This window comes from Tsukamurella hominis (assembly GCF_965137015.1).
GTDB lineage: Bacteria > Actinomycetota > Actinomycetes > Mycobacteriales > Mycobacteriaceae > Tsukamurella > Tsukamurella hominis.
The window spans coordinates 15,923-38,820 of record NZ_CBCRZG010000030.1 but is presented as its reverse complement, the minus strand read 5'-3'; the positions used below and the strand labels follow the sequence as shown (position 1 = coordinate 38,820).

The 22,898-nt window shown below is 70.0% G+C and carries 22 protein-coding genes and 1 pseudogene; 18 read left to right on the top strand and 5 right to left on the bottom strand.

Features of this window, described 5'->3' with window-relative positions; genetic code table 11:
* The first annotated feature begins 131 nt into the window (after window positions 1-131).
* The 3 genes from ACM9LD_RS23350 (at window position 132) to ACM9LD_RS23340 (ending at window position 2,556) form a co-directional block, all read left to right on the top strand.
* Window positions 132-767, top strand: coding sequence for a ParA family protein (locus ACM9LD_RS23350; protein ID WP_415678915.1), 636 nt, complete (start codon window positions 132-134; stop codon window positions 765-767).
* The gene (locus tag ACM9LD_RS23345) at window positions 767-1,651 is read left to right on the top strand and encodes a ParB/RepB/Spo0J family partition protein (protein WP_415678909.1); all 885 of its coding nucleotides are present in this window, start codon (window positions 767-769) and stop codon (window positions 1,649-1,651) included. Before ACM9LD_RS23350 ends, ACM9LD_RS23345 begins: the two co-directional genes overlap by 1 nt.
* Window positions 1,652-1,806: 155 nt before the next feature.
* Window positions 1,807-2,556, top strand: coding sequence for a hypothetical protein (locus tag ACM9LD_RS23340; protein WP_415678908.1), 750 nt, complete (start codon window positions 1,807-1,809; stop codon window positions 2,554-2,556).
* 28 nt (window positions 2,557-2,584) lie between these two features.
* On the opposite strand, the gene ACM9LD_RS23335 is transcribed toward ACM9LD_RS23340, so the two are convergent.
* Both ACM9LD_RS23335 and ACM9LD_RS23330 read right to left on the bottom strand, forming a co-directional pair.
* A complete protein-coding gene (locus ACM9LD_RS23335; RefSeq protein WP_415678907.1) occupies window positions 2,585-4,654 on the bottom strand; it encodes a hypothetical protein in 2,070 nt (689 codons plus the stop codon).
* 371 nt (window positions 4,655-5,025) lie between these two features.
* Complete coding sequence (locus tag ACM9LD_RS23330) at window positions 5,026-5,526, bottom strand: hypothetical protein (protein WP_415678906.1); 501 nt, start codon at window positions 5,524-5,526, stop codon at window positions 5,026-5,028.
* Between ACM9LD_RS23330 and ACM9LD_RS23325 the strand changes: the two are divergent.
* Together ACM9LD_RS23325 and ACM9LD_RS23320 are read left to right on the top strand one after the other, a co-directional pair.
* Window positions 5,516-5,560: pseudogene (locus tag ACM9LD_RS23325) on the top strand (hypothetical protein); the annotation flags it as partial. The gene ACM9LD_RS23330 and the pseudogene ACM9LD_RS23325 overlap by 11 nt on opposite strands.
* Before the next feature lie 24 nt (window positions 5,561-5,584).
* On the top strand, window positions 5,585-5,863 hold the full coding sequence (locus ACM9LD_RS23320) for a helix-turn-helix domain-containing protein (protein WP_415678916.1): 279 nt from the start codon (window positions 5,585-5,587) through the stop codon (window positions 5,861-5,863).
* A gap of 3 nt (window positions 5,864-5,866) precedes the next feature.
* On the opposite strand, the gene ACM9LD_RS23315 is transcribed toward ACM9LD_RS23320, so the two are convergent.
* A complete protein-coding gene (locus tag ACM9LD_RS23315) occupies window positions 5,867-6,367 on the bottom strand; it encodes a hypothetical protein (RefSeq protein WP_415678905.1) in 501 nt (166 codons plus the stop codon).
* Window positions 6,368-6,461: 94 nt separating this feature from the next.
* Here ACM9LD_RS23315 and ACM9LD_RS23310 point away from each other — a divergent pair, with 94 nt between their 5' ends.
* Window positions 6,462-6,890: a helix-turn-helix transcriptional regulator gene (locus ACM9LD_RS23310; protein ID WP_415678904.1), complete on the top strand. Its 429-nt coding sequence runs from the start codon at window positions 6,462-6,464 to the stop codon at window positions 6,888-6,890.
* A 139-nt stretch (window positions 6,891-7,029) separates the two neighbouring features.
* Here ACM9LD_RS23310 and ACM9LD_RS23305 read toward each other — a convergent pair whose 3' ends face one another.
* Window positions 7,030-8,031, bottom strand: a complete 1,002-nt coding sequence (locus tag ACM9LD_RS23305) for a hypothetical protein (RefSeq protein WP_415678903.1) — start codon at window positions 8,029-8,031, stop codon at window positions 7,030-7,032.
* 154 nt (window positions 8,032-8,185) lie between these two features.
* On the opposite strand from ACM9LD_RS23305, the gene ACM9LD_RS23300 reads away from it, so the two are divergent.
* The 10 genes from ACM9LD_RS23300 to ACM9LD_RS23255 all read left to right on the top strand — a co-directional run bounded on the left by ACM9LD_RS23300 (window position 8,186) and on the right by ACM9LD_RS23255 (window position 20,313).
* On the top strand, window positions 8,186-8,566 hold the full coding sequence (locus ACM9LD_RS23300; RefSeq protein WP_415678902.1) for a hypothetical protein: 381 nt from the start codon (window positions 8,186-8,188) through the stop codon (window positions 8,564-8,566).
* Window positions 8,563-9,741, top strand: coding sequence for a hypothetical protein (locus tag ACM9LD_RS23295; protein ID WP_415678901.1), 1,179 nt, complete (start codon window positions 8,563-8,565; stop codon window positions 9,739-9,741). Before ACM9LD_RS23300 ends, ACM9LD_RS23295 begins: the two co-directional genes overlap by 4 nt.
* 18 nt (window positions 9,742-9,759) lie before the next feature.
* On the top strand, window positions 9,760-10,659 hold the full coding sequence (locus ACM9LD_RS23290; protein WP_415678900.1) for a conjugal transfer protein: 900 nt from the start codon (window positions 9,760-9,762) through the stop codon (window positions 10,657-10,659).
* 23 nt (window positions 10,660-10,682) lie between these two features.
* On the top strand, window positions 10,683-10,946 hold the full coding sequence (locus ACM9LD_RS23285; RefSeq protein ID WP_415678899.1) for a hypothetical protein: 264 nt from the start codon (window positions 10,683-10,685) through the stop codon (window positions 10,944-10,946).
* 11 nt (window positions 10,947-10,957) lie between these two features.
* Window positions 10,958-11,383, top strand: coding sequence for a hypothetical protein (locus ACM9LD_RS23280; RefSeq protein WP_415678898.1), 426 nt, complete (start codon window positions 10,958-10,960; stop codon window positions 11,381-11,383).
* Between the two features lie 18 nt (window positions 11,384-11,401).
* Window positions 11,402-13,921: an ATP-binding protein gene (locus ACM9LD_RS23275; protein WP_415678897.1), complete on the top strand. Its 2,520-nt coding sequence runs from the start codon at window positions 11,402-11,404 to the stop codon at window positions 13,919-13,921.
* Complete coding sequence (locus ACM9LD_RS23270) at window positions 13,918-16,080, top strand: hypothetical protein (protein ID WP_415678896.1); 2,163 nt, start codon at window positions 13,918-13,920, stop codon at window positions 16,078-16,080. Before ACM9LD_RS23275 ends, ACM9LD_RS23270 begins: the two co-directional genes overlap by 4 nt.
* 99 nt (window positions 16,081-16,179) lie before the next feature.
* Window positions 16,180-17,334: a transglycosylase SLT domain-containing protein gene (locus ACM9LD_RS23265; RefSeq protein WP_415678895.1), complete on the top strand. Its 1,155-nt coding sequence runs from the start codon at window positions 16,180-16,182 to the stop codon at window positions 17,332-17,334.
* Between the two features lie 13 nt (window positions 17,335-17,347).
* Window positions 17,348-18,442, top strand: coding sequence for a C40 family peptidase (locus ACM9LD_RS23260; RefSeq protein ID WP_415678894.1), 1,095 nt, complete (start codon window positions 17,348-17,350; stop codon window positions 18,440-18,442).
* Window positions 18,443-18,483: 41 nt separating this feature from the next.
* Window positions 18,484-20,313, top strand: a complete 1,830-nt coding sequence (locus ACM9LD_RS23255; RefSeq protein WP_415678893.1) for a hypothetical protein — start codon at window positions 18,484-18,486, stop codon at window positions 20,311-20,313.
* A gap of 63 nt (window positions 20,314-20,376) precedes the next feature.
* Here the strand turns inward: ACM9LD_RS23255 and ACM9LD_RS23250 are convergent, their stop codons facing one another.
* A complete protein-coding gene (locus tag ACM9LD_RS23250; protein WP_415678892.1) occupies window positions 20,377-20,649 on the bottom strand; it encodes a DUF2694 domain-containing protein in 273 nt (90 codons plus the stop codon).
* A gap of 114 nt (window positions 20,650-20,763) precedes the next feature.
* On the opposite strand from ACM9LD_RS23250, the gene ACM9LD_RS23245 reads away from it, so the two are divergent.
* Entirely contained in the window at window positions 20,764-21,063 is a 300-nt protein-coding gene (locus ACM9LD_RS23245; RefSeq protein WP_415678891.1) for a type VII secretion target, read from the top strand.
* 19 nt (window positions 21,064-21,082) lie between these two features.
* Window positions 21,083-22,897, top strand: a complete 1,815-nt coding sequence (locus tag ACM9LD_RS23240) for a PPE domain-containing protein (protein WP_415678890.1) — start codon at window positions 21,083-21,085, stop codon at window positions 22,895-22,897.
* Window position 22,898 lies beyond the last annotated feature (1 nt).

Below are 22,898 nucleotides of genomic sequence, written 5' to 3'. Positions count from 1 at the left end.
GTAGTCGCGCCCTCACGGGCCTGGCGAAGCAGACGGCGAAGGGAAATCCTATGAGTACACGCAAGAAGCGCAGTAGGCGCACATACACACTCGCGAGCCAGAAAGGCGGCGTGGGCAAGTCCACGCTGGCGATGAATCTTGCCGCGGTCGAGAATGATGTTCTCACCGAAGGCGGAAACCTCGAAGACTCCCCTGTGCTCGTCGCGTCGATCGACCCGCAGGGGTCGACGGTGTGGTGGGCAGCCCGGGCGGAGCAGCAGGAATCGCTGCCGTTCCACGCGACGATGATCCGCAATCCACTGGATCTGCGGAAGCTTCGGGACATGGAGCAGTTCGATCGAATCTTCATCGACAGCCCCGGTTGGATCGGCGCGAAGCCGGGTTCCGAGCCGAGCGATGCTGCGGGGCAGGCGATCGAGGAAGCGCTGGCGATCACCGACCTGGCGATCGTGCCGATCACCACGGAGCCGCTCAGCTTCGATCCGACAGCTCGCACGATCGAGCAGGTCTTGGAGCCGCGCGGAATCCCGTACCGCGTCGTGATCAACAACTGGGATCCCCGCGATGGCCGCGGTGACCTGGATCGGACCATCGAGTTCATCGACGCGCACGGGTGGTCCCGCGCGAACACGGTGATCCGCCACTACAAGGTGCACGCCCGGGCCGCGGCCGCGGGCCTGGTGGTGACGGAGTATCCGCCGAACCGCGCGAGCTTTCATGCGCGTGAGGACTTCCAGAAGCTGATGCTCGAGATGGAGGTGGCGTGATGGCGGGCAAGCGGAGCCGCGGCGGCGTTCTGGACTTTTCGACGCTGCCGGTTGGCGGCAATTCCCCGGTGGACGGGGGAGAGAACACGTTCGTCGACGGGCAGTTCCGTGCGAACGTCCCGGTCGCTGATCTGGCGATGAACCCGCGCAACCCGCGCCACAAGATCGGGGACCTGTCGAACCTGGCGAGCATCGTCGAGCGGCAGCTGCAGCCGGGCACCGTCGTATCGCGGGCGCGGTGGCTGCAGCTGTGGCCTGAGGACGCGAGCGTCCTCGGCGACGCGCAGTGGGTGGTGATCAACGGTAACCGCCGTCTGGCGGCCTGCGTGGAGTTCGGCCGGCCCGGGATGGACGTGGTGATCCGCGACAGCCTCGCCGAGGATCGGCATTCGATCCTGTGGGCCGCGGTGGCGGAGAACATCGACCGCGAGGACTTCGACGTGATCGAGGAGGCGGAGGCGGTCGAGTTGTTGGTGGCCGAGCTGGGCCAGGCGCTCGATGTCGCGAAGAGGCTGAACCGGTCGAACACGTGGGTCTCGCAGCGCCGCAAGCTGCTCAAGCTCGCGCCCGAGTTACGGGAGGCGGTGCGCGCCGGCGATCTGGCGGTGCGGCAGGCGCGCGAGCTGGCGATGGTGCCGGCGGAGGAGCAGGTCGCCGCGTGGCGTGCGCAGGTGGATCGAGAGCGTGACGGCGACAAGGCGGGGGAGGAGGCCGAAGGTGCGCGCGGGAAGGATGCACCGCGCAAGCCTGCGACGCCGGCGCGGGCGTCGAGCGCGATCCGCCGGCTGAACGCGACGCCTCAGGTGTTGGCGGAGGCCCTTGTCGATGCGCTCGATCCGGCGGAGCTCGAGGCGCTGTTGGAGGCGGTCGCCGAACGCCGGTAGCTGCGAGGATTCCACAAAGACCCCGGACGCAATCGTCACTGTGACGAAATCGTCCGGGGTCTTTGTATTGACAGATCATTCGCGCTGGGAGGTTGTTGCAGCTCGGTAGGCTTATGGGACGGTCTAGGGCGATGGCTTCGGGGAAGGTGCGGCGGATGGTGGACAGCGACACGGCGGGCGCCGCAGGAGACGACGGTTCGGTGGGGGAGCGCTCGGAGCTCATGGCCCGCCTCGAGGCGGGGTATGCGACGGTGCAGGCGCGCCAGCAGGCGGAGCGGGACAGCTTCATCCCGTCGTCGGTGCTCGAGCGGCTGTGCTTGCAGATCCTCGGCGGGTGGCAGAACGTCATCGGTGCGGTGAACTTCGCGAGCTTCCACGCGGCCGGGCACGGCGCGGACTGGAAGCCGGAGGACAAGTTGCCGAAGGCGATGCGCGAGCTGGCCGAGGGGATCGGGCTGCGGTGGCCGCACGAGGACTTCGCCGGGGTGGTGGCGCACGCCGGCGCGGTGCGCCACAAGCTGGCGCACATGCTCTACATCATGGGCATCGAGGGGGAGTGGCCCGAACGCGTGCTCACCTTCGCCCGGTTGGGGCATCCCGACGATCCGCGATCGCGCGGCCGCGTGCCGGGGGAGCTGTCGTGGGTCGACGAGACGTGGTCCGAGCAGCGTATGCACCTCCACTCGATCACCGAGGAGGAGCTGCGGCGCACGCTCGACGAGCTGCGGTGGCTCAAGGACTGCGTCCGCGCACTCTCGCGGATGCACAACATCTTGCGTGAGATCGGCCGGCCGGCCGATGATCTGCAGCTCGACCTCGAGGGGTCGTGGTGGCTGCCGTGGGTCCAGCCGGGCTGGTTCGCTGATCCGGAGCACCCGACGTTCGGGGAGATCCGCCTGCAGTAGCTGCCCGCTCGTCGGCGCACCGGCTGCATCACCGGGGGTGCACTGGTGTGCGGTCGGCGACCAGGTCGGCGCGGGCCGCGCGGTGATCGCGGCGGCCGCCAGGGCGCCGCGGGTAGGGCTGACGGTCTGCCCATCCCGGCTGCCCGATGGCGAGGGTGTGCTGGCCCGGTCGGCGGCGCGCGCTGGCGCCGCGTGGTGGCCGTGAGCGTGGGTCTCGGCCGCCGGGAGTGGTCCATCGGGATTCGTCGATCCACCAGGCCCATAGCTCGGACTCCAGGGCGTATTCGGCGGCGCGGGCGTCGAGCGTGCCAGCGGTTCCCACGTGTGCGGCGAAGCTATCGCGTGCCTCGCCGGCGGTTCGAGCGACGTGCCCGTGCTCATCGACGACCACCAGGCCGGCGCCCTGCAAGCTCTCCACCGCCGCGCAGAGGAGGTCTAGTGGTGTGGACGCGGGGAATGCCCGGTCGAGGCTCTGCGGGCTGCGGGAAAGCCGGGAGTAGATCAGGGCCGTCCAGGTTCCTAGACCGTCGTGGCGTTCGCAGGTGAAGGCGTCGTGTGTGCTCAATGCCAGGCGGTCAGTCAGTGAGGCGAGCGCGGTGGCGCGGAGCGTGCTGCCGGTGGGCTTCTGCAGGGTGGGGTGTGGGCGGTCGGGGGCTGTGCCCCCGAGTGTCACACCTGTGATCGGTTCGCTGTGGATGGCGGGCGTGGGGTGGTGGTCCTCGGCCGTGGCGTGGTCTCCGTGCTCGGTCAGTCCCCACGGCAGAAGGCGCCAGACTGCGGCTTGGGTGCCTTCGGAGGGGACGGCCAGGGCGATCCAGCCGTCGGCTTCGAGGGCGTGGAGGGCGCGCCAGGCACCCTCGCGGCAGATGCCGGTCATGCGGGAGAGGGTGCGGATGGAGGCGCCGACGTCGAGGCGCATGGTGGTGAGAGCGAGAAGCATGAGCGCGTCGAGCACCAGGCGGTCCTTCGCGGCGCCGGGGCGGGCCCACCTGCCCATGCAGGCGTCGGCCTTGCGGTCGAGGTGGGCGACGGCGGCGTGGAGCTCGCCGGCGCGGGCGTCGAAGTCCGGGTCGTCGTGGGAGATCGCGTGGTCGGTGCGGGCGTGGTCGGCGAGGTGGGCGACGGCCGCGGACCAGTTTCTGGCGAGGATCCTCGCCGGGCTGCCGGCGCCGCGGCGCGGCCGCGGGACTCTGTGGCCGTCGGGACCGCGGACGGTGCGGACGTGCTCGAGGCCGGGGAGGGCGGCGAGCTGGGCCTGGACGTCGCTGAGGGTCCAGTGCGCGCGCGCTGCGGAGAGGAGCACGGCGAACAGCCGGGCGGAGGCGTCGACGTCGACGGTGAGGGGCGCGCGGGCGAGCTCCCAGCCGCGCTGGGAGAGGGTGCGCCAGGTTCCGGGGATGCGGGGGTGGCCGTCGTGGCCGTCCTCGATCGGCAGCAGTCGGCTACCGGGAGCGGGCGGCGCCGGGGCCGGGGCGAGCTCGACGAGGCGGTGCAGCAGGGTCTCGACGTGTTCGCGGCGCACCGTCGGCGTGCAGAGGATCTCGACGTCGCCGGCGATCGGGGTCGACGCACCGCCGGCGCGGTGGGGGGCGCCTGGCGGGCGCAGGGCACCGGTGACGACGTTGCACAGCGGCGCGATGTCGAGGGAGGGCAGCAGGCGCCCGGCGGCGCGGGCGAGGTCCTCGACGAGCTGGGCCGGCACCTGCTCGCGCAGGGCGACCCAGACGTGGCGGCCGCCGGAGGGTCCGGACGCGCACACGACGTGCTCGATCCGCAGTTCGGTGAGGATCCCCGCCAGGGTCTGGGCGTCGTTGTGGGCGCGTGCCCGTAGTTGGTCGTCGCGCAGGTCGGCGCCGGCCTTCTCGCCGCGGCCGGGCTTGGCGTCGAAGTCGAACCCGAGCAGCCGGTAGGCGTGGTCGGCGTCGGTGAGGTGGATCGCCCATGCGGTCGCGGGCAGCGGCGCGTGCACCGTGGTGGTGAGGCCGTACTTGCCGTCGGCGGCGTCCTGGTAGCGGACGGCGGCGCGGGGCGAGATCCGGCGGGTGAGAGCCCACGCGGCGGCCCGCGACACGCCGACACCACCAGCATCATGTGTCACACGGGACACATCGCCGGAGGGGTCATCGCTGGTAGGCGAGGTTTGCGAGTGGGCGTCACCGCGTTCGCGTTGTGACGACGCGCCCACACCCGCGGAGTTCGTTGCACTGTGGTCAGGGTGCGCGCTACTCTGAGACCAGTCCTGGTAAGACATGATCCCTTTCGGGTGGTGCGGAAACGCATCCTGGGACACGGCGCCAACCGTGAACCCGAGAAACTTTCGGAACGGGCCTCCTAGATAGCCGCTAGGGGGCCCTTTCTGCGTTCCGGCCTCGGCAGCACTGTGGGTGCTGGACTGAGGTCTCGTTTCCGCCGCTATGAATCAAACCGGTATGGGGCGCACAGCTATGTGCCGCTGTGCTGGCCGGGGGCTCAGGAAGCGGTGCGGAGACCTCCCTCGTTGGTCCGGCTGAACAGCGCAGGGGGGCTTTGCGGCGCGGGGATCTGGCCGTCGCGGGCGCTCTCGACGAGCATGGTCAGCCACGCGTTGAGACTGATGCCGTGCTCGGCGGCCTCGTCGGCCGCCCAACTCATGAGGTCTTCCTTCGCGCGCCACGGGACGGCCTTGCGTGTTCCCAGTCCCTTGGGGCCCGGTTTTCCTGGTCCAGCCATGCGGTCAATCATGATGTCAGCGTTGCGCGAAGTGTGGGAGGCGCGCCGCAGCAGTTTGATATCAAGGTTGATGGTCGCACGTTCGTTTAAGCCGTTCGTTTGATCCGTGCGAGTGTGCAGGGTGGTGTGCTCACCTGCCACGATCGCGCCGATGACTCGACGGATGCTGAGGGGCTTCGTGCCGAGCGCGCTCACATCCGAGCGTGAGCGGCGCGGTTGGTCGCGCCCGGACCTGGCACGCGCGGCAGGGGTGTCGCGCACGTCGCTCTCGTTGTGGGAGGACGGTACTCGCACGCCAACGGTCGATGCGCTGTGGGCCGTGGCGCAGGTCCTCGAGGTACCGATGGACAAGCTCGTGCGGGTGCCGAAGTCCAAGCGCACGCTCGTCGACCTGCGGGTGCTCCGCGGGATGACGCAGCTGCAGATGGCGACCTTGGTGGGAGCGCGGACGACGTCGTTGTCCGCGCTCGAGCGGGCCGAGACGCAGCTGTCGGACTTGTGGGTCGGCCGGCTGGTGGTCGCGCTGCAGGTCCCGGAGGACGAGGTGCGCGCTGCGTACGAGCGGGCACGCTCACGGCCGCCCGGCACGGCGCCGTAGGGCTTAGGCGACACGGCGGCGACGGTGACGACCTGCGGGTGCTTCGCTCAGCGGAAAGAGCGGAATCGGCTCGACGATGCGGCGCCGCGGGAGGATCCGGTTGGGGCTGACGGGGATTCCGCGGCTGTTGAAGAACCGGCCCGCCTGCAGCTGGTGCCGCGGCTTCCATCCCTCGTTCTCGCGGCCCTCGTCGATGATGGCCTGGCAGGCTTCGATCGCGGGGCAGCGCTGGCAGAGCGCGTAGCCCTTGGCCGCCTGGGCCTGCGTGGCGACGTCGAGGTCGAACCACTCCTCGTCGGACGGGTAGGCGTCCTCGTTGGCGCAGAGGAAGTCGGTGTTCGCGCGGGTCGATTCCTTGCTGACGGGGTTGACGGTGAGGCGTCGGCCGACGAGGGAGCGCTTGGGCTGCTCGATGTCGATGTCGGCGGCGAGGGCGGGGCTCTCGGGTTCGCGGACGCTGTCGATGTCGTCGAGGTCGATGCGGTTGTCGCTGGTCGTGGTCATGATCGGGGTCCCTTCGAGTCTTGGTGGTCAGGTCGTGACGCGGTCGTGGTGAAGACTGAGTGCGTTCGCGTTCTCGACTCGGAAGGGAGGACCGGTGCCAGGCGGGATCAAGGGCACGTTTGATCGGGCGGCCCTGCGCGCTGCGCGCAAGGACGCCGGGTTGTCGGTGGGGGAGCTGGCGAAGGCCTCCGGCGTGGGTGTGTCGTCGATCCAGGCGTGGGAGGCCGGCACGAGGCGCCCGACGGTGCAGAAGCTGCGGGCGTTGATGGCCGCGCTGGGCGGCACGATCGGTGACGTGATGCCGGAGGTGGCGGTGACCTTGGCCGAGCGGCGGGCGGCCGCGGGCTTGAGCCAGGCGGAGCTCGCTGAGCGGCTCGGCGTCGACCAGGCGACGGTGTCGCAGGCGGAGCGTGGGCTGACGCGGCCGGGGGCGGAGCTGCGCCGGCGGTTGGGCGCCGAGTTCGGGTTGAGCGACGCCGAGGTGATGGCGGCGTGGACTGCGGCGCGAGAGGCCGGTGAGTGAGTGCGCATGGTCGACGGACCCCGAATCTGGGTGCATTGCACCCGCGGAGTGGGTTGTCGACCATCGGCGACTTGAAGTCTGCCGGCGGGACTGTTCGGAACAGTAACAGTGCCGTTCTGTGGATGTCCAGGGGACGGGGTTAGCCGCCGAGCACGGACTCCGGGGTGAAGACGGCGAAGGCGGGGAGCCACGGCTCGGTTCCGTCGCCGCCGGCCTTGAGGGGCTGGATGAGTACGCGCAGGGACTGGCCGCTGGTCTTCACGCGCGCGGAGTAGGTGAACGGGATCCCGTTGGCGACGTCGGCGCTGAGATCGGGGAGTCCGTCGAGAGTGTCCGCGAGCTGGCCTGTTGCGCTCCACGGGATGTCGGAGGTGCCGACGTTGAGCCATCGCAGGACCGTGGCGGAGGTCGCTTCGACGAGGCCGACGTGGGCGGGCTGGCCGGACCAGAGGCCGGCGAGCAGGTGGGTGGTCGAGTGCGTGTGGGCGGCCTGGCCGATGTCGACGACGTGGCCGCGCAGGACCTTCCGCCCGTCTTGGGTGAAGACGCGGCCGTAGCCGTGGTGGGGCTGCCAGCGGGGTGGGTCGTCGTCGGCGGCTCGGGTGTCGACGGTGCAGCTGGTGCCCCACACCTGATCGTCGTCGGCCTCGGCGAGGATCTGGGGGATCAGCTCGGCGATGCCGATGGCGTCGTCGGGCTGGACTCGCTCGAGGACGGTGTGCAGGGGCAGGGCGATCCCTCCGGCGATCGCGGTGGCCTGGGAGTGCTCGTCGAACGTCGGGAACGGGCCGAACGCGATGGTGTGCGCCTCGAGGTCGATCTCCCACGCGACGACGGTGGGTGGCGGCGTGTCCGGTGTGCCGAGGTGGGCGAGCACCGCGTGCAAGTGCCCCGAGGGCCCGAGGACCGCGACGGCGGTGCCGCGTTCGCCGACGAGGGGAGTGCTGGGATTGGCGGCGGCGTGCGCGACGGCGGGGACGAATTCGCGGTACTTGCTCTTGAGGATCCGCGACGCCGAGCGCGCAGCGATGGCCTGACCTCCGGTCAGGGTCACGCGCAGGTCAGGGCGGATGAGCTCGCCGGTTCCCCATACGGTCGCCTCGAACACCGTCCAGCCTGGCCAATCTGAAGTGGCCGCCATGCCGCTCATTGTGCATGGGGCGGCGCAATAACCGAACCATCTGGTCGACGGAGGCCGCCCGGACCACGTCGTGGACGAGCAGTTGGTAGCGCGAGATTCGGAACCTCTCATATCTTCCCGGTCGAGGAGGCAGGAAACGAAGGGAGGGTCCACCATGCAGTTCGTAGGAGCGATGATCGGGCTGGTGCTGATCGCGGTGCTGCTGACGTCTCCGGTGTGGTTGACCGGGCTCGTGGTCTGGGCGATCGTCGCGAACCGTCGCGGCGCGCGCCGGCAGCTGGCCGTGCCTCAGGCGTACCCCGGGGCGTGGCCGGCGCCCGCGACGCCGCAGCTGGTGCACGTGCAGCACCATGTCCAGCAGATGGTGTTCGTGCAGGTCACGCAGACCAGGGGACCGGGCCGTGAGCACATCGTCATCGACGGCGGCAGCGTGAACTCGGCGCGCCCTGAGCTGCGTGCGCTGGAGGCCGTGCCGCAGGCACGGTCCCCGTACGACGCCTACTGCCACTGGCCCGCGGAACCGGGGCAGCGATGAGTGCGGAGCTGGAGTCGGCGATCGATCGACTCGATCAGCTGCGTCGCAACCGACGCGCGGCCACCGCGGCACAGCAGGAGGCGCCCGCAGCGTCGCCGGTCGAGCCCGCGGCGGCGCCCGTCGCGCCTCCGCTTGCCGGCCTGGCCGCTACCGAGGAGGACCAACCACCGGCGGATTTCAGCACGGCAGCACAGGATCTCGGTAGCCCGTCGGGACGCGAGACGGTCGCGACTTCGATTCTCGTCGTCGATGACGACGAAGTCGTGCCGGTGACCATGCCGCAGCTCGGCGTCGACGACGAGGCCTCGGACGCCGTCGGCGACGACGCCCCGGACGATGCTCCGCGGTCTGCGGCGGCGCTGGGGCTCGACGAGGCGCGCACTCCGGCGGGATCCGCCGACGGGAAGGCGGACGAGCTGGGCGCGATCGACGCCTCCCGGTTGGCGACGGGGCGCGGGCATCGTCGGATGCACCGCTCGACGCTGGCGCTGATCGCCGTCGCGGCCCTGCTGATCTGTGTGGTCCTGGTCGTCGTGAGCGTGATCTTCTCGGGTGGCCCGTCGGAGGCTCCCAAGCGGACGGCCGCGCCCGTCGGTCCGCGGCCGACGCAGGCGGCCGAACCGGCCAAGCCCGCCGTGGCCGATGGTCCGCTGCCGCTGACCGCGCAAGCGGTCGGCACATGCCCGGGTGGGACGGATGCGTCGGGCGCGATCGACGGCCGCCAGGAGACGGCGTGGGTGTGCCCGAGCGGCGGCACCGGGAAGGTGGTTCGCCTGACGTTGCCGAAACCGTATGTGGTGACGGCGGTATCGATCGTCCCGGGCTTCAACTACCGGAATCCGAACGGCACGGACGAGTGGATGAACTATCGCGTGGTGCGGCGGCTGACGTGGATCTTCAACGACGCGGGGAAGACCTCGCGGCCGCAGACCACGTCGGGCCTGCGGAGTGCCGCGCTGCTCGAGGTACCGAACGTGGTGGCCTCGCAGATCACCGTGCTCATTCAGGAGACCGCCGCGCCGACGGACGGCGGGCAGACGCCGCCGACGACGCCGGGAGCGGGCGGCGGCTTGTTCGGCGGCAGCGACGCGGCGGGGTCCACGGCGACCGTGTCGAAGGCCCCGTCTGGGCTAGCGATCTCCGAGCTGAACGTCATCGGGCACGAAGTCAACTAGGACAGCAGGAGCATTGGGATGCAGTGGATTCGGAACGGTCTGGCGACGAGGATCGTGGTGATCATCGCGCTGGTACTGGGCGCGGTCGCCGGCATCGCGCAGATCTATCGGTGGGTGACGCCGTCGCCGCCACCGGTGGTGCAGGTGGTCGAGGAGGTCACGGACTCGCAGAGCCACGTCGGCGCGTACGCGGCGCAGTTCGTCGGGACGTACCTGTCGGCCTCGTCGAGCAACGCCGCGGACCTGGCGCAGTTTCTCACGCTGTCGGGCAAGACCATCAACGCGCCGGCGGTCCCGGCCACCGTCTCGGCGGTGGTCGTGGCGAGCGCGCTGCCGGTGCAGTCCGGCGAAGGCTTCACGCTGTTCAAGTCGGTGGTCGGAGCGCAGGTGACGGCCTACGGCGGACAGCCGGGCCCGATGGCCTGGTACGAGGTCTTCGTGGTCCGCGGCGGCGGTGGGCTGCGCGTGCTGATGCCTCCGTCGGAGATCCACGGCGCGCCGACCGGTGCCGACCTGCCGCTGGACTACGACACCGACGTCGGGGCCTCCTCCTCGGTGTACTCGGTGGTCTCGGGCTGGCTGACCGCGTTCATGACCGGCAAGGGCGATCTCGCCGCGTACACGACGGGGCCGGTGACGACCCCGCTGCCGGTTCGGTACGCGCAGATCGCCGTGCAGAGCGTCCGCGCGGCCGGTGGAGTATCGGAGACGCCCGCCGATGGTGATACCGCAGCGGTGCTGGTGACGGTGAACGCCCGCAACGCACAGTACGTGCCGGTGACCTTGACCTATCCGCTCACGCTGCAGGCCGCGGGCGGCCGGTGGGGCGTGAGCGAGGTGGGGAGTACTCCGCTCGTGAAGACCACATTGGTGCCGGCGCCGCCGGCATCCGCGATGACGCCTCGCGCGGGCAACTGATCCCTCTCGAAAGGAATGAAATCATGAACTTGGCAGCAGATTGGGTCACGATGTCCCAGGGCAGCTACACCGCCTTCAAGATCGCCGTCGTGTCGTTCTTGGGTATCGCCGCGCTCGGCGGCACCGCGTACACCTGGTTCAAGACGAAGAACCCGTTCGCCGCGCTCGGCGCACTGATCATCGGTGCGATCGTCGTGGCGGCCGCGATTCGCTTCAACTTCTTCGTCGAGACCAGCGGTAACACCATCGACCGGGTCAAGGGCGGCGGCGGTGGCGGCGGATGGTGAGGGAATCCGCGGTGCCCTCGGCGCCGCAGGAGATCGCGAAGACCTGGACGGGTACCCGCACCGTCGAGGAGATGACCGGCAGGACGCTCGCCGGCACTCCGATCCCGTTCGGTCCGTACACCCGGGCGCAAGTGATCGCCCTCGCGGTCGGCGTCCTGACGACGCTGTTTGTCTCGGGATGGGCACTCGATAGCGGGTACGGCCTGGTTGTGACCCTCGCGTCGATCGTGGCGACTGCGGCTGCCGTCGTCGCGCTCAAGTTCGTTCCAGAGGAAGGTGCCGGCCCGATCGCCCTGGCGGTGATCTTCGCGGGGCGGTGGGTCCGCCGGCCGGCCCTTACGCACCGACTCTCCGCCGGGGAGTCGCCGCGGCCGATGAAGGTCGGCGGCAACACGGTCGTGATTCTGGCGGCGGGCACCGCCGACCGCCATCAGTAGAAGGGGAGTATCTCGACGATGGGCAAGCTGACACGGTGGATCGAATCATCGGCGATGGTCGATCCGGATCTGGCGCCGACGATCGCCACGGACGGCAACCTCCGCTTCACGGAGAACGGCGTTTACGCGGAGTACCTCCTGGCGGGCCCGCACTACCCGTATCAAACGGTGCGGCGCCGTCAGGGCGTCGCGCGCGTGAATCGCGATCTCGCCCTTGCTCTGCCGTCAGGGAGCCTGCTGATGGGCCCCGGCCCTCAGATGGATCTCGCAGAGACGCTTGAGGCGATGGTAGGCGGGACAGATTACGGCCAGCGGCCGGAGTTTGCCGAGGGCGTCGCCGGCATGTACGACTTCCTGCGCCTGCACCAGCGGCCGTGGGAGCGCCTGTTCATCGTCTCGGCGCCGCTCGATTCGTCGGTCGGGAAGGTCGGCAAGGGCGTTCTGTCCGCGGCCGGCCTGCGGCGTGGCGGCCCGGACGATGCTGAGATCGCGAGCTACCGGGCGCGGGAGGCGTCGCTGTTCGCGACGTTGCCTTCCGCTATGCGACCCCGCCGACTGTCGTTCCCGCACATGAACTGGCTGTGGGAGTACCACCTGGGTCTCGGCACGTATGCGGCGCCGTTTCCCGCACTCGCGGAGCAGGTGATCACCCCCGGCCGCAACGGCTTCGCGGCGGCGAAGGTCACGCCGTACCACGGTACTTCGGTGGGGATGCTCAAGGTCGAGCGGCTCGACGCGGACGCGCCCGCCAGCTTTCAGAGCCCGATGGTGGTCGCCTCGTTCCCGCCCGGGGGGATCGTCTTCCCCGGGTCGGAGTTCTTGCAGCGCGTCGACTTCGTCGGTGAGGACGTGCAGATCTGGTGGGTGCAGCGACTGGAGTTCGCCAGCCGGGCGCGGGCGCAGGCCGCGAACATGAAGGCGGCGCGGACGATCGACGATCAGTTCCACCAGCGTTCCATGCAGCCGACGGGTGCGACGAACACGTTGGCCCGCAAGGAGCAGGGGCTCGCGGAGTACGACGCCGAGCTGGATGCGAACCCGGGTGATGAGGAGATCCGCTTCACCACCGTCTTCTGTGTGGGCTCTCGGGATCCGCGGCGGACGGAGGAGACGGTCCTCGAGCTCAAGCACTCCCTCGAGGAGCTGCACGTGACGACCCACACCAAGAAGGGTGCGGAGAAGAGCGTGTGGAAGACGTTCGTGCCGGGCGCGCGGGCGAACACCGTGATCAAGGGGTACGCGCAGACCACGACGACGAACAACTGGTGCCGGTTCGTCCCGGTGCAGGGATCCGGACTCGGTAACACCAGCGGCTGCATGATGGGATTGAACCTCTCGGCTGGCCGGCCGGAGACGTGGTTCGTCGACCTCCCGGGCGCGACGGGCCGCGGGAAGCCGTCGAACATCGTGCTGCTCGGCGACCAGGGGTCGGGCAAGACCTACAGCGCCTCGCGGCTGCTTGATGACCTCGCCGGCCGCGGCCACACGTGGACGATGCTCGACAACGGCCCCCTGCAGGAGTGGGTGGCAAAAGCCCAGGCGACTCCGGGTGCGAAAGTCGTCGACCTGGCGAAGCAGAGCTTTTCGCTGGATCCGCTGCGGATCTTCCCGACCGAGCAGGCGGGGACGATGTTCGCCGAGCACATGTTCCCGCTCCTCGGTATTCGCGCGAACACGGTCGAGGAAGCGCTGCTCGCCCGTGCACTGACCCCCGAGAGTCGTGGCCGCCTCGGCGTCGGCTCCACCAGGGGATTTATGAGGTACCTGAACAGTGCGGAGGCGGATCCGCGGCTGCGCGACGTCGCCGCCCTGCTCGAGCAATGGAGTTGGGACGACTACTGCGCGTCGGTCTTCGACGAAGAGGCGCCCATCCTCGACCTGGCGAAGGCGTCCGCGGTCGCGGTGAGTACTCGCCGAGTTCAGCTGCCGTCGATGCGCGAGATGGACGGTGACCGCCTCGCGACGCTGACCAAACCCAAGCGAGCCGGCAACATGCTCTACGGGATGGTCGCCTCGTTCGTCCAGGAGAGCTACTTCGCCGACACCACCCGGTGCGGGATCCTCGGTGTCGAGGAGGCTGGCCACTGGACGGTCTCCGAGCACGGCCAGAACGTGGCGTACAAGTTCGCGAGCCAGGCACGTAAGCACTGGTCGGGGCTGATGGTGATCAGCCAGCTCCGCTCGCACGTCCGGGGGATCAGCGAGGAGCTGATCCTGAATCGGATCGTGCACCGCACGACCGACCCGGCCGCGGCAGCGGAGGCGTTGGCGTTCGTCGGGATCAACCCGCAGGAGTACCCCGACCAGGTGGACACGCTCTGTCGCGACACCTCGCCGGCCGAGGAGCTCGACCCTCGTGACATCGTCTACGACGAGAACGGCGAGCAGATCAGCTCCGGGTACGTCCGGCCGGACCGTATGGGCGAAGGGTACGCCCGCGACGAGTTCGGGCGGACCGGACGGATCCGCACGCTCCCGCACGGCCGCGCCCTGGCCCACGCCGCGGCCGAGACCACGCCGGAAGCGGCGCGGCGATGACCGCCACGGTCGCTGGTGCCGGCGGGTGGCCCCGGGAACTGGGCGCGGCCCTCGCCGACTGGTTCGACGAGCGGGCGTCCTTGGACGGTCGGCGTCCGGTGGTCGACCAGCTGGCGGGGAAGTTCTGGTTCTGGTTCCACTTCCGGGCACGACCGGTGGCCCGCTGGACGATCCGGCTCGTCCTGACGCTGCACATCGTCGCGTTCATCAGCTTCTACTTCGCGCCGGATGCGAGCGCTGCCGGTATCGGCGCGTTCCTGAACTGGACCGGGATCAAGGACTCATCGGGGATCCCGGTGGGGAGCTACTACCTGGCGATCCATCCGGGCGAGATCGGGCTCAAGTTCAACTCCAGTTCGGTCGCCGGGGTGCCGGTGCCCTCGTCGCCGGTGCCGACGTTGGACACGACGTACATGGGCAACTACTGGCTCAAGCCGGCTATCGAGGGCGAGTACGCGGTGTACATGGTGGTGGCCGTGTTCGCGCTGTGGCTGCTGCGGTTCGCGATGTCTCTGGAGTGGATGAGCCTGCTAGAGGGGATCTTCCGTCAGATGGGGGCCGCCATCACCACGATGGCCGATCAGCTGATGATCCGGAACTGGGCGATCCTGCTCGGCGGCGCGATCATCGGCGGCGCCTACCTGGTGGGGAAGAGGTCCGTGGCTCGCTACACCTTGCTGGCCTCGTTGGTCGTGATCTTCGCGTCGAAGACATTCCTGCACGACCCGGTCAATGACGTGGTGGGGCAGGACGGCCTCTTGCACCAGGGGCAGCGCAGCGGATTCGTCATCGCGGAGGCCCTGACCAACAACGGGAACTTGGCGGGGTCCGGCGCAACGGCGCAAGCATCGGTGCACACGCTCACCTCGAACTTGACCGACTACTTGGTGCGGCAGCCGACGCAGCTGTGGAATTTCGGCGTGATCGTCGACGAGGTGTCTCCGCAGTGCAAGGCGGGGTGGAACGCCGGGATCCTCAACGGCAGCCCGATCGCTCCGACTCAGGCGATGGCGCAGTGCGGCCGCAAGGACTTGGCGAACTACGCGGACCAGCTGGGTGGGACGACGGGCTTCGGCGCCGGCGTGATCATGATCATGATCGCGATGGCGATTCTGCTGTTTGCGATGGTCTCGGCGATCGCGATCTTCGCGCTGTGCACGCACGCGGCGATCTCGGCGCTGATGGCGATCGTGCTGGTGCCGGCTGGGTTTCTGCCGGGGTTCCCGATGCGGTGGGCGATCAAGTCGATCACCGACGCGGTGATGTCGGTGATACAGATGACCGGCTACATCGTCGCGGTCTGTATCTACGCGATGGTGATGAACGCGTTCGTCTCCGGCAAGTACAACACCGTGATGCCCGGGATCAACGCGATCGGCCGGCTGGCCGTGATGCACCTGCTGATGCTGGGCGGCGTGGTGCTGATGTGGAAGTTCCGGCGCGCCGCGAATCGCAAGCGGGAGGAGACGGCGGCGCGCGCGGACGGGGCTCTGCGGTCGGCCGCGGCGGGGGCCGATGGCGTGCCCGGGTCGAACGCGAGCGCTTCGCCCGTGTCGGGCGGGGTGCTCGGCTCGACGGCGCGTGCGGGTCTGTCGGCGGGTGCGAATCAGGCCGGGTACGCGGCCGCCGACCGGATGCTGCGCAGCAACAAGAACTCGACGGATTCCAAGTCGTCGACGACGTCGACGCCGACGACCGGGACGCCGCCGCAGCGGAACCAGGGCAAGAACACGGGACCGAACCAGGCGGGGACTCCTGGGCAGTCGGGGAAGCCCGGATCGCAGCAGGGCGGCCAGCAGGGCGCTCCCGGCCGCAACGGTACGCAGAATCAGAACGGAAGCCCTACGGCGGCTCCTGGGGCCCCGGGATCGCCCGGTGCGGGCGGCCGGGCGGGGACGAGCGGGCGCGGGGGCACCGGCGGCAACTCCGGGAAGGCCGTGCAGCCGGGGGCTCCGGCGGTGCCCGGTCAGACGCCGGCGGCCACGGGTCGCGGTGGGCCGCCGCGGCCGGAGGAGATGGCGTCGTCGTCGCGGCAGTCGGGTCAGCAGGCGCGTAGCGCGCAGGACGCGAGCCGGGCGCAGGCGGCCTCGAGCTCGGGGAGTCGGGCGGCCGCGGCGCGGGCGGGGATCACCGAGGTGGCGGAGATCGCGGTGGTCTAGACGATGGCGGAGTTCGGCCCGTAGCGCTTCGGTGCTGCGGGCCGAAATTCGTACACGCTCGGACCGGTTTTCGGCGGTGCGGCTGGTTCACTCAGCGCGATGGCTGGATTGGATGGGTATGTGGCCGCTGTCGGGCAGACGCTCGGCGGCGCCCATCAGCTGTTCGGATCCGGCGGCACCGCCTACCGGATGGTGCCGCTCGACGCCCCGACGACCAAGCTCACCGAGGCGGTGCGGTTCTTCCGCGACGGCGGTGACGGCGCCGGCAACAGCGGCGGCTCCACCTCGGGCGGTAAGCAGGTCGACGGGGCCGGGAAGATCGTCACCGCGGACCGAGAGACCGGCAAGATCACCGACGAAGCCGGCCGCGAGCGCGACCAGGGAGCCCGCGGCTCCGGGAAGAACATCGACGGTGCGCGCGGCGACGTGAAGTCTATCGGCCCGTCGACCCGCACCCCGGCCGGGCAGGCCGCGTTGATCGGCGCACTCGATCAGCGCATCGCCCGTGCGCAGCAGGTGGTCACCGCGGCGAACACCGCATCGCAGCGGCTGGCCGCGCAGCTGCAGCGGGTCTCGTCCGGCTACACCCAGACCGGCGGCGGCGGTGGTCTCGGCAGCGTCGCGGGCGTCGGCCAGGCCGCCACCTCGGGCCTGGGCAGCGTCGCCGGCGTGCCCGCGCAGTTCACCTCGCAGGCGGGCACCCTGCCGTCCTCCCTCGGCGGCCTCACCCAACTCGCCAACCGCACGTCGACGAGCTCGAGCGGGTCCGGGTCGCCGATCACGGGCTCGACGTCGTCGTCGAGCAGCTCGACGAGCTCGCGCAATACCTCGCCGGTGTCGCACGCGAAGGCGATCCCGGTGAGCGCGGTGCAGAAGATCAAGACCGGGCAGCGCGGCCAGGCCGCGATGCGTTCGGCGATCAACAAGGCGCTGGATCTGCGTGGGGTGACGGATCCGCAGGCGCGTGCGAACTGGATGAAGGGCTATCTGGTTCTGACGAACCGGGAGTCGACCTACAACGGCGATGCGATCAACCCGGACGGCCTGGGCGCGACGGGGGCCGCGCAGTGCAAGCCGGCGACGTACGCGGCCTATCACCAGCCGGGGACGACGACGAACATCCTCGATCCGGTGTCGAATATCGCGGCGTCGATGAACTACGTCTCCGACCGCTACAACGTGCGGGCGGACGGGGCGAATCTTGCTGCGCGCGTGCAGCAGGCGGACCCTACCCGCCCGCCGGCGGGGTACTGAGAGAGGAGGGAACGTGGCTGCTCTGGATGGGTATGTGGCCGCTGTCGGGCAGACGCTCGGCGGCGCCCATCAGCTGTTCGGATCCGGCGGCACCGCCTACCGGATGGTGCCGCTCGACGCCCCGACGACCAAGCTCACCGAGGCGGTGCGGTTCTTCCGCGACGGCGGTGACGGCGCCGGCAACAGCGGCGGCTCCACCTCGGGCGGTAAGCAGGTCGACGGGGCCGGGAAGATCGTCACCGCGGACCGAGAGACCGGCAAGATCACCGACGAAGCCGGCCGCGAGCGCGACCAGGGAGCCCGCGGCTCCGGGAAGAACATCGACGGTGCGCGCGGCGACGTGAAGTCTATCGGCCCGTCGACCCGCACCCCGGCCGGGCAGGCCGCGTTGATCGGCGCACTCGATCAGCGCATCGCCCGTGCGCAGCAGGTGGTCACCGCGGCGAACACCGCATCGCAGCGGCTGGCCGCGCAGCTGCAGCGGGTCTCGTCCGGCTACACCCAGACCGGCGGCGGCGGTGGTCTCGGCAGCGTCGCGGGCGTCGGCCAGGCCGCCACCTCGGGCCTGGGCAGCGTCGCCGGCGTGCCCGCGCAGTTCACCTCGCAGGCGGGCACCCTGCCGTCCTCCCTCGGCGGCCTCACCCAACTCGCCAACCGCACGCGGTCCGCCGCGACCAGCACGAATGGCGGGTCGGGGCAGGACGCATCGGTTGGTAGTTCGAGTCTGGCGAATGTGCCAGGATCGGAGAAACGACAGCGGATCTTGGCCCTCGCCCAGAAGGCCTTGCGTGAGAGGTGGCCGTACGTATGGGGCGGTATGAAACCGGGCAGCGTGGACTGTTCCGGGTTGACGCTGCTCGCGTACAAGGAAGCGGGCGTGAACATTCCGCGCACCACCTACGGGTTGCAGGCTGCGGGACAGCGGATCAGCGCGTCGCAGGCCTTGCCCGGCGATCTGGTCCTCTGCAACTACAGTCGGCCGGGTGTGCCGGAGCATGTCCAAATCTATATCGGCGACGGCAAGGTGATTCACGCGCCGCAGCCCGGGGAGAACGTGAAGGTATCGAACATCTGGCCGGGACAGAAAGAGTTCCGCCGATTCGTTTAGTCCAGCAACAACTTTGATCACGCCGAGAAGGAGGCGAGTCGATGGGGAATCCGTTCGGAGAAGGCGACGGAGCCGGCACCAACCCGTTGGGTGGGCTGGCGGGGGTCGTCGGCCGCGCCGTGGCGGGGTTGTTCGGCGGCGGTTCAGGTTCGGGGGGCCGCAGCACGCCGTCTGGCGGCAAGGACAACGACGAGATTTATACGCCCGGATCGGGCGCGGGCGGCGGTAAGAGCGGCGACAACCCCGGCGATCCTGATGTTCAGCGTGAGCTCGCGGAGATCCAGGCGCTGATCGCGGCGCACATGGAAACTATGAAGGGCGCGGCCGCGACGAATGCGGGGGCGGGCGCGAACAGCGGCGCGAAGACGACGTTCGACATCGAGGAGCTTGAGCGGCAGCTCAAGGCGGTGGTCGATGGTGCTGGGACGAACAGCACTTCGGCGAAGACGGCGGTCGATACGGCGATCGAGTCGATCCGCAACGCGGAGAAGAAGCTCAACGATCCGAACGTGAGCGCCGCTGACAAGGCGGCGGCTGTGGAGTTCATCGACAACCAGCTGGCGGCGGTGAAGACCTCGATCGAGCAGTCGAACGCGGATGCCAAGACGAAGGCGAAGCAGCTCGACGCGCTCGAGCAGGCCTACAAGGCGCTCTACGGTGCCGACGGAAAGTCGCTGCCGCCCGGCTTCAAGGCCAAGGACGACGACGGCACCGGGGAGGACGAGGGCGACGGCAAAGGCGGCGACGGCAAGGGCGGCGACGGAACAGGCTCAGGCAGCGGCGACACAGGCGCCGGAGACACCGGTGCCGGCGACACGGGCGCCGGGGACGCGGGCGCCGGCGACACCGGCGCCGGGGACACCGTGACGCCGATCACGGGGACGACGGACCCGAGTGCGGTGTCGCCGACAACAACGACACCCACGACGACTCCCACGACGACAACGCCGACGACGACTCCCACGACGTTCGATCCGTCATCGGCGCTGTCGGGGCTGTCGAGCCTGGGCACCGTACCGGCGTCGCTCGGCAGTGGTTTGAGCGGGCTGAGCGGGCTGGGGAACGTCGGCTCGAATTCCGGCCTGGGAGAGGCCTTGCGGGAGGCCATCACCGGTGACAAGGGCGGCGACGGCAAGGGATCCGACGACGCTTCGCTGCCGGATGACGGCAAGGGCTCGGACGACAAGGGCAGCGACGGTAAAGGTTCCGACGGTAAGGGCTCGGACGGCAAGGGGACCGACGACGCGGCGCTGCCGGACGATGGGGTCGGCTCCGATGGCAAGGGCGGCGACGACAAGGGTTCCGACGGTAAGGGCTCCGATGACAAGGGCGACGATAAGCCCGCGGAGGACAAGCCCGCGGGTGCGACACCCGCTGCGACTCCGGCGGCCACGGGGAACGTGGTCAGCCTCCCTGACGGGAGCTCCGTGACGGCGGCGGACGCGAAGACCGCGCAGATCGGCCGCGACATCGTGACGAAGCACGTGGGCGTGGCGGAGGCCTTCCAGAACGCGCAGGTACAGATCCCGCCGGTGGGGTCGGTGGTGACGAGCCCGATCGACCGATCGGAGGTGCGTTTCGGCGATGTGGCGGTGACGACGTCGGGCTACGTCTTCGCGGTGGGTCCGGACAAGGTTTGGGTCGACGGGCAGGTGCAGTCGATCTCGGATGCGACGGTCAAGCCGGGCGAGTTCTTGGGGTGGGCGCGGCCGACTGCGCCCACCGCGGCGGATGCTCCGGCTGAGGCGGTGGCGCCGGTCGCGTCCGCGCCGGGCGCGGATGCCTCGTCGACGTCGGCCGGCGGCGCGGGGGCCGGCGGCGCGGCGCCGGGCGCGCAGGCGTCGGTTGCGGGAACGCAGTTGCCTAGCTGAGCCTGGCTCAGAACGACGGTGGGGCCGGTCGCCTTTGGCGATCGGCCCCACCGTCGTTTGCTGTCAGAAGTCGAGAGTGGCTTCGTAGGCTTCGGTCATCGCCGGTGTCGGGTCGCCCTCCCATACCGGATCACCTGCGGCGATGTTGCGGCCGCGCCGGGCGGCCGCGGCGCGCATCCAAGCAAGCTTGGCGAGGGCCTGGAGGCGGCGGGTGAGTTCGGCGGCGCCGAGGTCCATCGCCTCGGGCTCGATCTGCACTCGCACTGTGTAGCAGTCCCTGTCGACCGCCCATTGGAGGGTCTGATCCCGAGAAATCGCCTCAAACTCCGTGGTCATGGGGGCGACCGTACATGCTCGCGTAGGAATCGCGCGAGCATTACTGTGGGCCAGACAAGGGGAGCGATGCGGGTCGAGTCAGGAGGTGTATCGATGGCAGGCGCGAATGACACGGTGGTCGACCTCGAGCTGTGGCAGCGATGCGGTTCGACCATTCAAGGAGTTGCCGAGGAGATCCAGTCCGCGCTCAACAGCGGGACGTTCGATCCGGTGACGATGCTGAACAAGCTGGGCGCGGTGAACGCTCCCGTCGCAAATGCGCTGGTGCAGCTGATGGCGACACGTCAGCAGGCCGGCATCGAGGTCGCGACGCGCACCCGTGATCTCGGATCGAAGATGCTCGCGGGCAGCGTGTCCTTCGAGGATGCCGAGAACAAGGCCCGGACGCTCCTCAGTTCGGTCCTGCAGGCCTAGGTGACGAGGTAGCTGCCCGATGTCCAAGGATCTGTTCGTCGACACCTCGTCGGTGGCGCAGAGCGGCGTTCAGGCGGCCGCGGCGGGTGCCGAGGTGGGCGCTGTCGGGGCTTCCGCCGGCGCGGCAGTGGTCAGTCCCCCTGGTGCGGACACCACGTCGGTGTCGCGGGCGGCGAACGTCGCCGCGGCGCTGGCGTCGGCGGGCTGGTCGACGACGAACGGAGCCGCGGCGATCACCGCCACCGGGCAGAAGGTGACATCCGCAGCGGGCAGCTACGAGGCTGCGGAGGCCGGGAACCTATCGCTCTTGAGCGGTGGGTCCAGCGGCTCCGCGCAGGCGGTGCCAGCGGTGCTGTCTACCGCACCGACGAACGCCGCGCCGGCACCGCCCACTGCGGCCGCTCCCGCATCGGGGCCCGCCGGGTCAGGCGAGCTGTTCGTCTTGTCGCTGCACGCCGGCGATCGCGGCGCGGGGCTTCGCGCTGCTGCCTCTCGCGCGCAGGCGCACGCCGCGGCGTTGGACGAGCAGTCCGGCGCCTCACAGGGCCGGGGTAGCGCGGTCGCGGCGAGCTGGCAGAGCTCGAGCGCGGACCGGGCGGTGTCGACGGTGGGTCAGGAGACGCTGTGGCTGCGGCAGCAGTCGGAGCACTTCACCTCGATCGCCACGGCGGCGTCGCGCGCGGCGACGAGCTACGAGGAAGCGGTGAGCTCGGCGCCGAAGCCGCAGGAGTTCACCACAGCACGACAGAAGTTGCAGCAGGCGATCTCGGCTAACGCCGCATCGGGCGGGCTGTACACGGCGAGGATCGCAGAGGCGCAGCGCGAGCTCGTCGAGTTGGAGACGAAGGCCCGCACCGCCGAGGCGCAGTACGTGGCGGCGTCGGTGCCGGACATCTCGGTGCCACCGACCGCGCCGGGCGGGCAGCCGACGATGCAGAACGTCGATTTCGACAAGCCGGCACCCGATGGGAGCGGAGACACCCCTGTCAGTGACGGGGGAGCGCCAGCTGCCACGGTCGCCGGGGCGGGCGGTGCCGCGGATGCGGCTACCGCGACCACGACGGGGACGGGCTCCGCGGCGGATGGAGCGGGCTCGGCCGACGCGGCCGTGACACCGGAGCTCGACGCGAAGATGCAAGAGGTTGCGCAGCAGCTCGGTCAGCTGCCCGATCCGAGTACGACCGGCGGCCTGGGGGATGCCTCGCAGGTTGACCCGTCGCAGGCTCTGGGGATGATCACCGGGATCGGTGGCGGCCTGATGTCGGCGTTCGGCGGCCTCGCGAGCGGCACCGTCGGTGGCGCAGTGTCCGCGGCGACGGGTGCCGCGGGCGCGGTGACGCAGTTCGCGGGCCAGGTGATGAACGACAAGAAGGTCGAGGACATCGGGGCGGGCGTCGACGACGCCGGCCTGGGTACCGATCCGTCCGGAGTCGATGGCGGTGGTGGTGGTGGTGGCGGTGACGTCGGCGGTGGAGGCGGGGGCGCCGGAGACGGTGGCGGCACCGAAGCCCCTGGCGGGGAGTCGCCGGCGAATACCGCTGAGGTCGGGTCCGGTTCGGTGGCGTTCGGCACGCCGGTCTCGCGGGCGGTCGCTGCTACGTCTCCGTCCTCGATGGGGATGTTCAATCCGGCGATGATGGCCGCACCGATGATGGGCGCGGCGGGCCTCGCTGGCGCCGGGCAGGGAGCCGGCGCCGCGGGCAAGGAGACTGGACGTGAGCACAAGGTCGCGGTGGTCGCCCGGGAGGGGACCGAGCGCGTGCGCGGCGAGGTGATCCGCCGGCGACGCGCGGCGCGACCGGCAAGTGCCGGCGACGGCGAGGCGAAGGAGTAAA

Excerpts from the sequence above, each read along its gene's own strand:
- ACM9LD_RS23315 (WP_415678905.1), bottom strand. The coding sequence starts at position 6,367 with ATGACCACGACCAGCGACAACCGCATCGACCTCGACGACATCGACAGC.
- ACM9LD_RS23295 (WP_415678901.1), top strand. The coding sequence starts at position 8,563 with ATGAGTGCGGAGCTGGAGTCGGCGATCGATCGACTCGATCAGCTGCGT.
- ACM9LD_RS23350 (WP_415678915.1), top strand. The coding sequence starts at position 132 with ATGAATCTTGCCGCGGTCGAGAATGATGTTCTCACCGAAGGCGGAAAC.
- ACM9LD_RS23265 (WP_415678895.1), top strand. The coding sequence starts at position 16,180 with ATGGCTGGATTGGATGGGTATGTGGCCGCTGTCGGGCAGACGCTCGGC.
- ACM9LD_RS23300 (WP_415678902.1), top strand. The coding sequence starts at position 8,186 with ATGCAGTTCGTAGGAGCGATGATCGGGCTGGTGCTGATCGCGGTGCTG.
- ACM9LD_RS23255 (WP_415678893.1), top strand. The coding sequence starts at position 18,484 with ATGGGGAATCCGTTCGGAGAAGGCGACGGAGCCGGCACCAACCCGTTG.
- ACM9LD_RS23275 (WP_415678897.1), top strand. The coding sequence starts at position 11,402 with ATGGGCAAGCTGACACGGTGGATCGAATCATCGGCGATGGTCGATCCG.
- ACM9LD_RS23250 (WP_415678892.1), bottom strand. The coding sequence starts at position 20,649 with ATGACCACGGAGTTTGAGGCGATTTCTCGGGATCAGACCCTCCAATGG.
- ACM9LD_RS23305 (WP_415678903.1), bottom strand. The coding sequence starts at position 8,031 with ATGGCGGCCACTTCAGATTGGCCAGGCTGGACGGTGTTCGAGGCGACC.
- ACM9LD_RS23285 (WP_415678899.1), top strand. The coding sequence starts at position 10,683 with ATGAACTTGGCAGCAGATTGGGTCACGATGTCCCAGGGCAGCTACACC.
- ACM9LD_RS23270 (WP_415678896.1), top strand. The coding sequence starts at position 13,918 with ATGACCGCCACGGTCGCTGGTGCCGGCGGGTGGCCCCGGGAACTGGGC.
- ACM9LD_RS23340 (WP_415678908.1), top strand. The coding sequence starts at position 1,807 with ATGGTGGACAGCGACACGGCGGGCGCCGCAGGAGACGACGGTTCGGTG.
- ACM9LD_RS23345 (WP_415678909.1), top strand. The coding sequence starts at position 767 with ATGGCGGGCAAGCGGAGCCGCGGCGGCGTTCTGGACTTTTCGACGCTG.
- ACM9LD_RS23240 (WP_415678890.1), top strand. The coding sequence starts at position 21,083 with ATGTCCAAGGATCTGTTCGTCGACACCTCGTCGGTGGCGCAGAGCGGC.
- ACM9LD_RS23290 (WP_415678900.1), top strand. The coding sequence starts at position 9,760 with ATGCAGTGGATTCGGAACGGTCTGGCGACGAGGATCGTGGTGATCATC.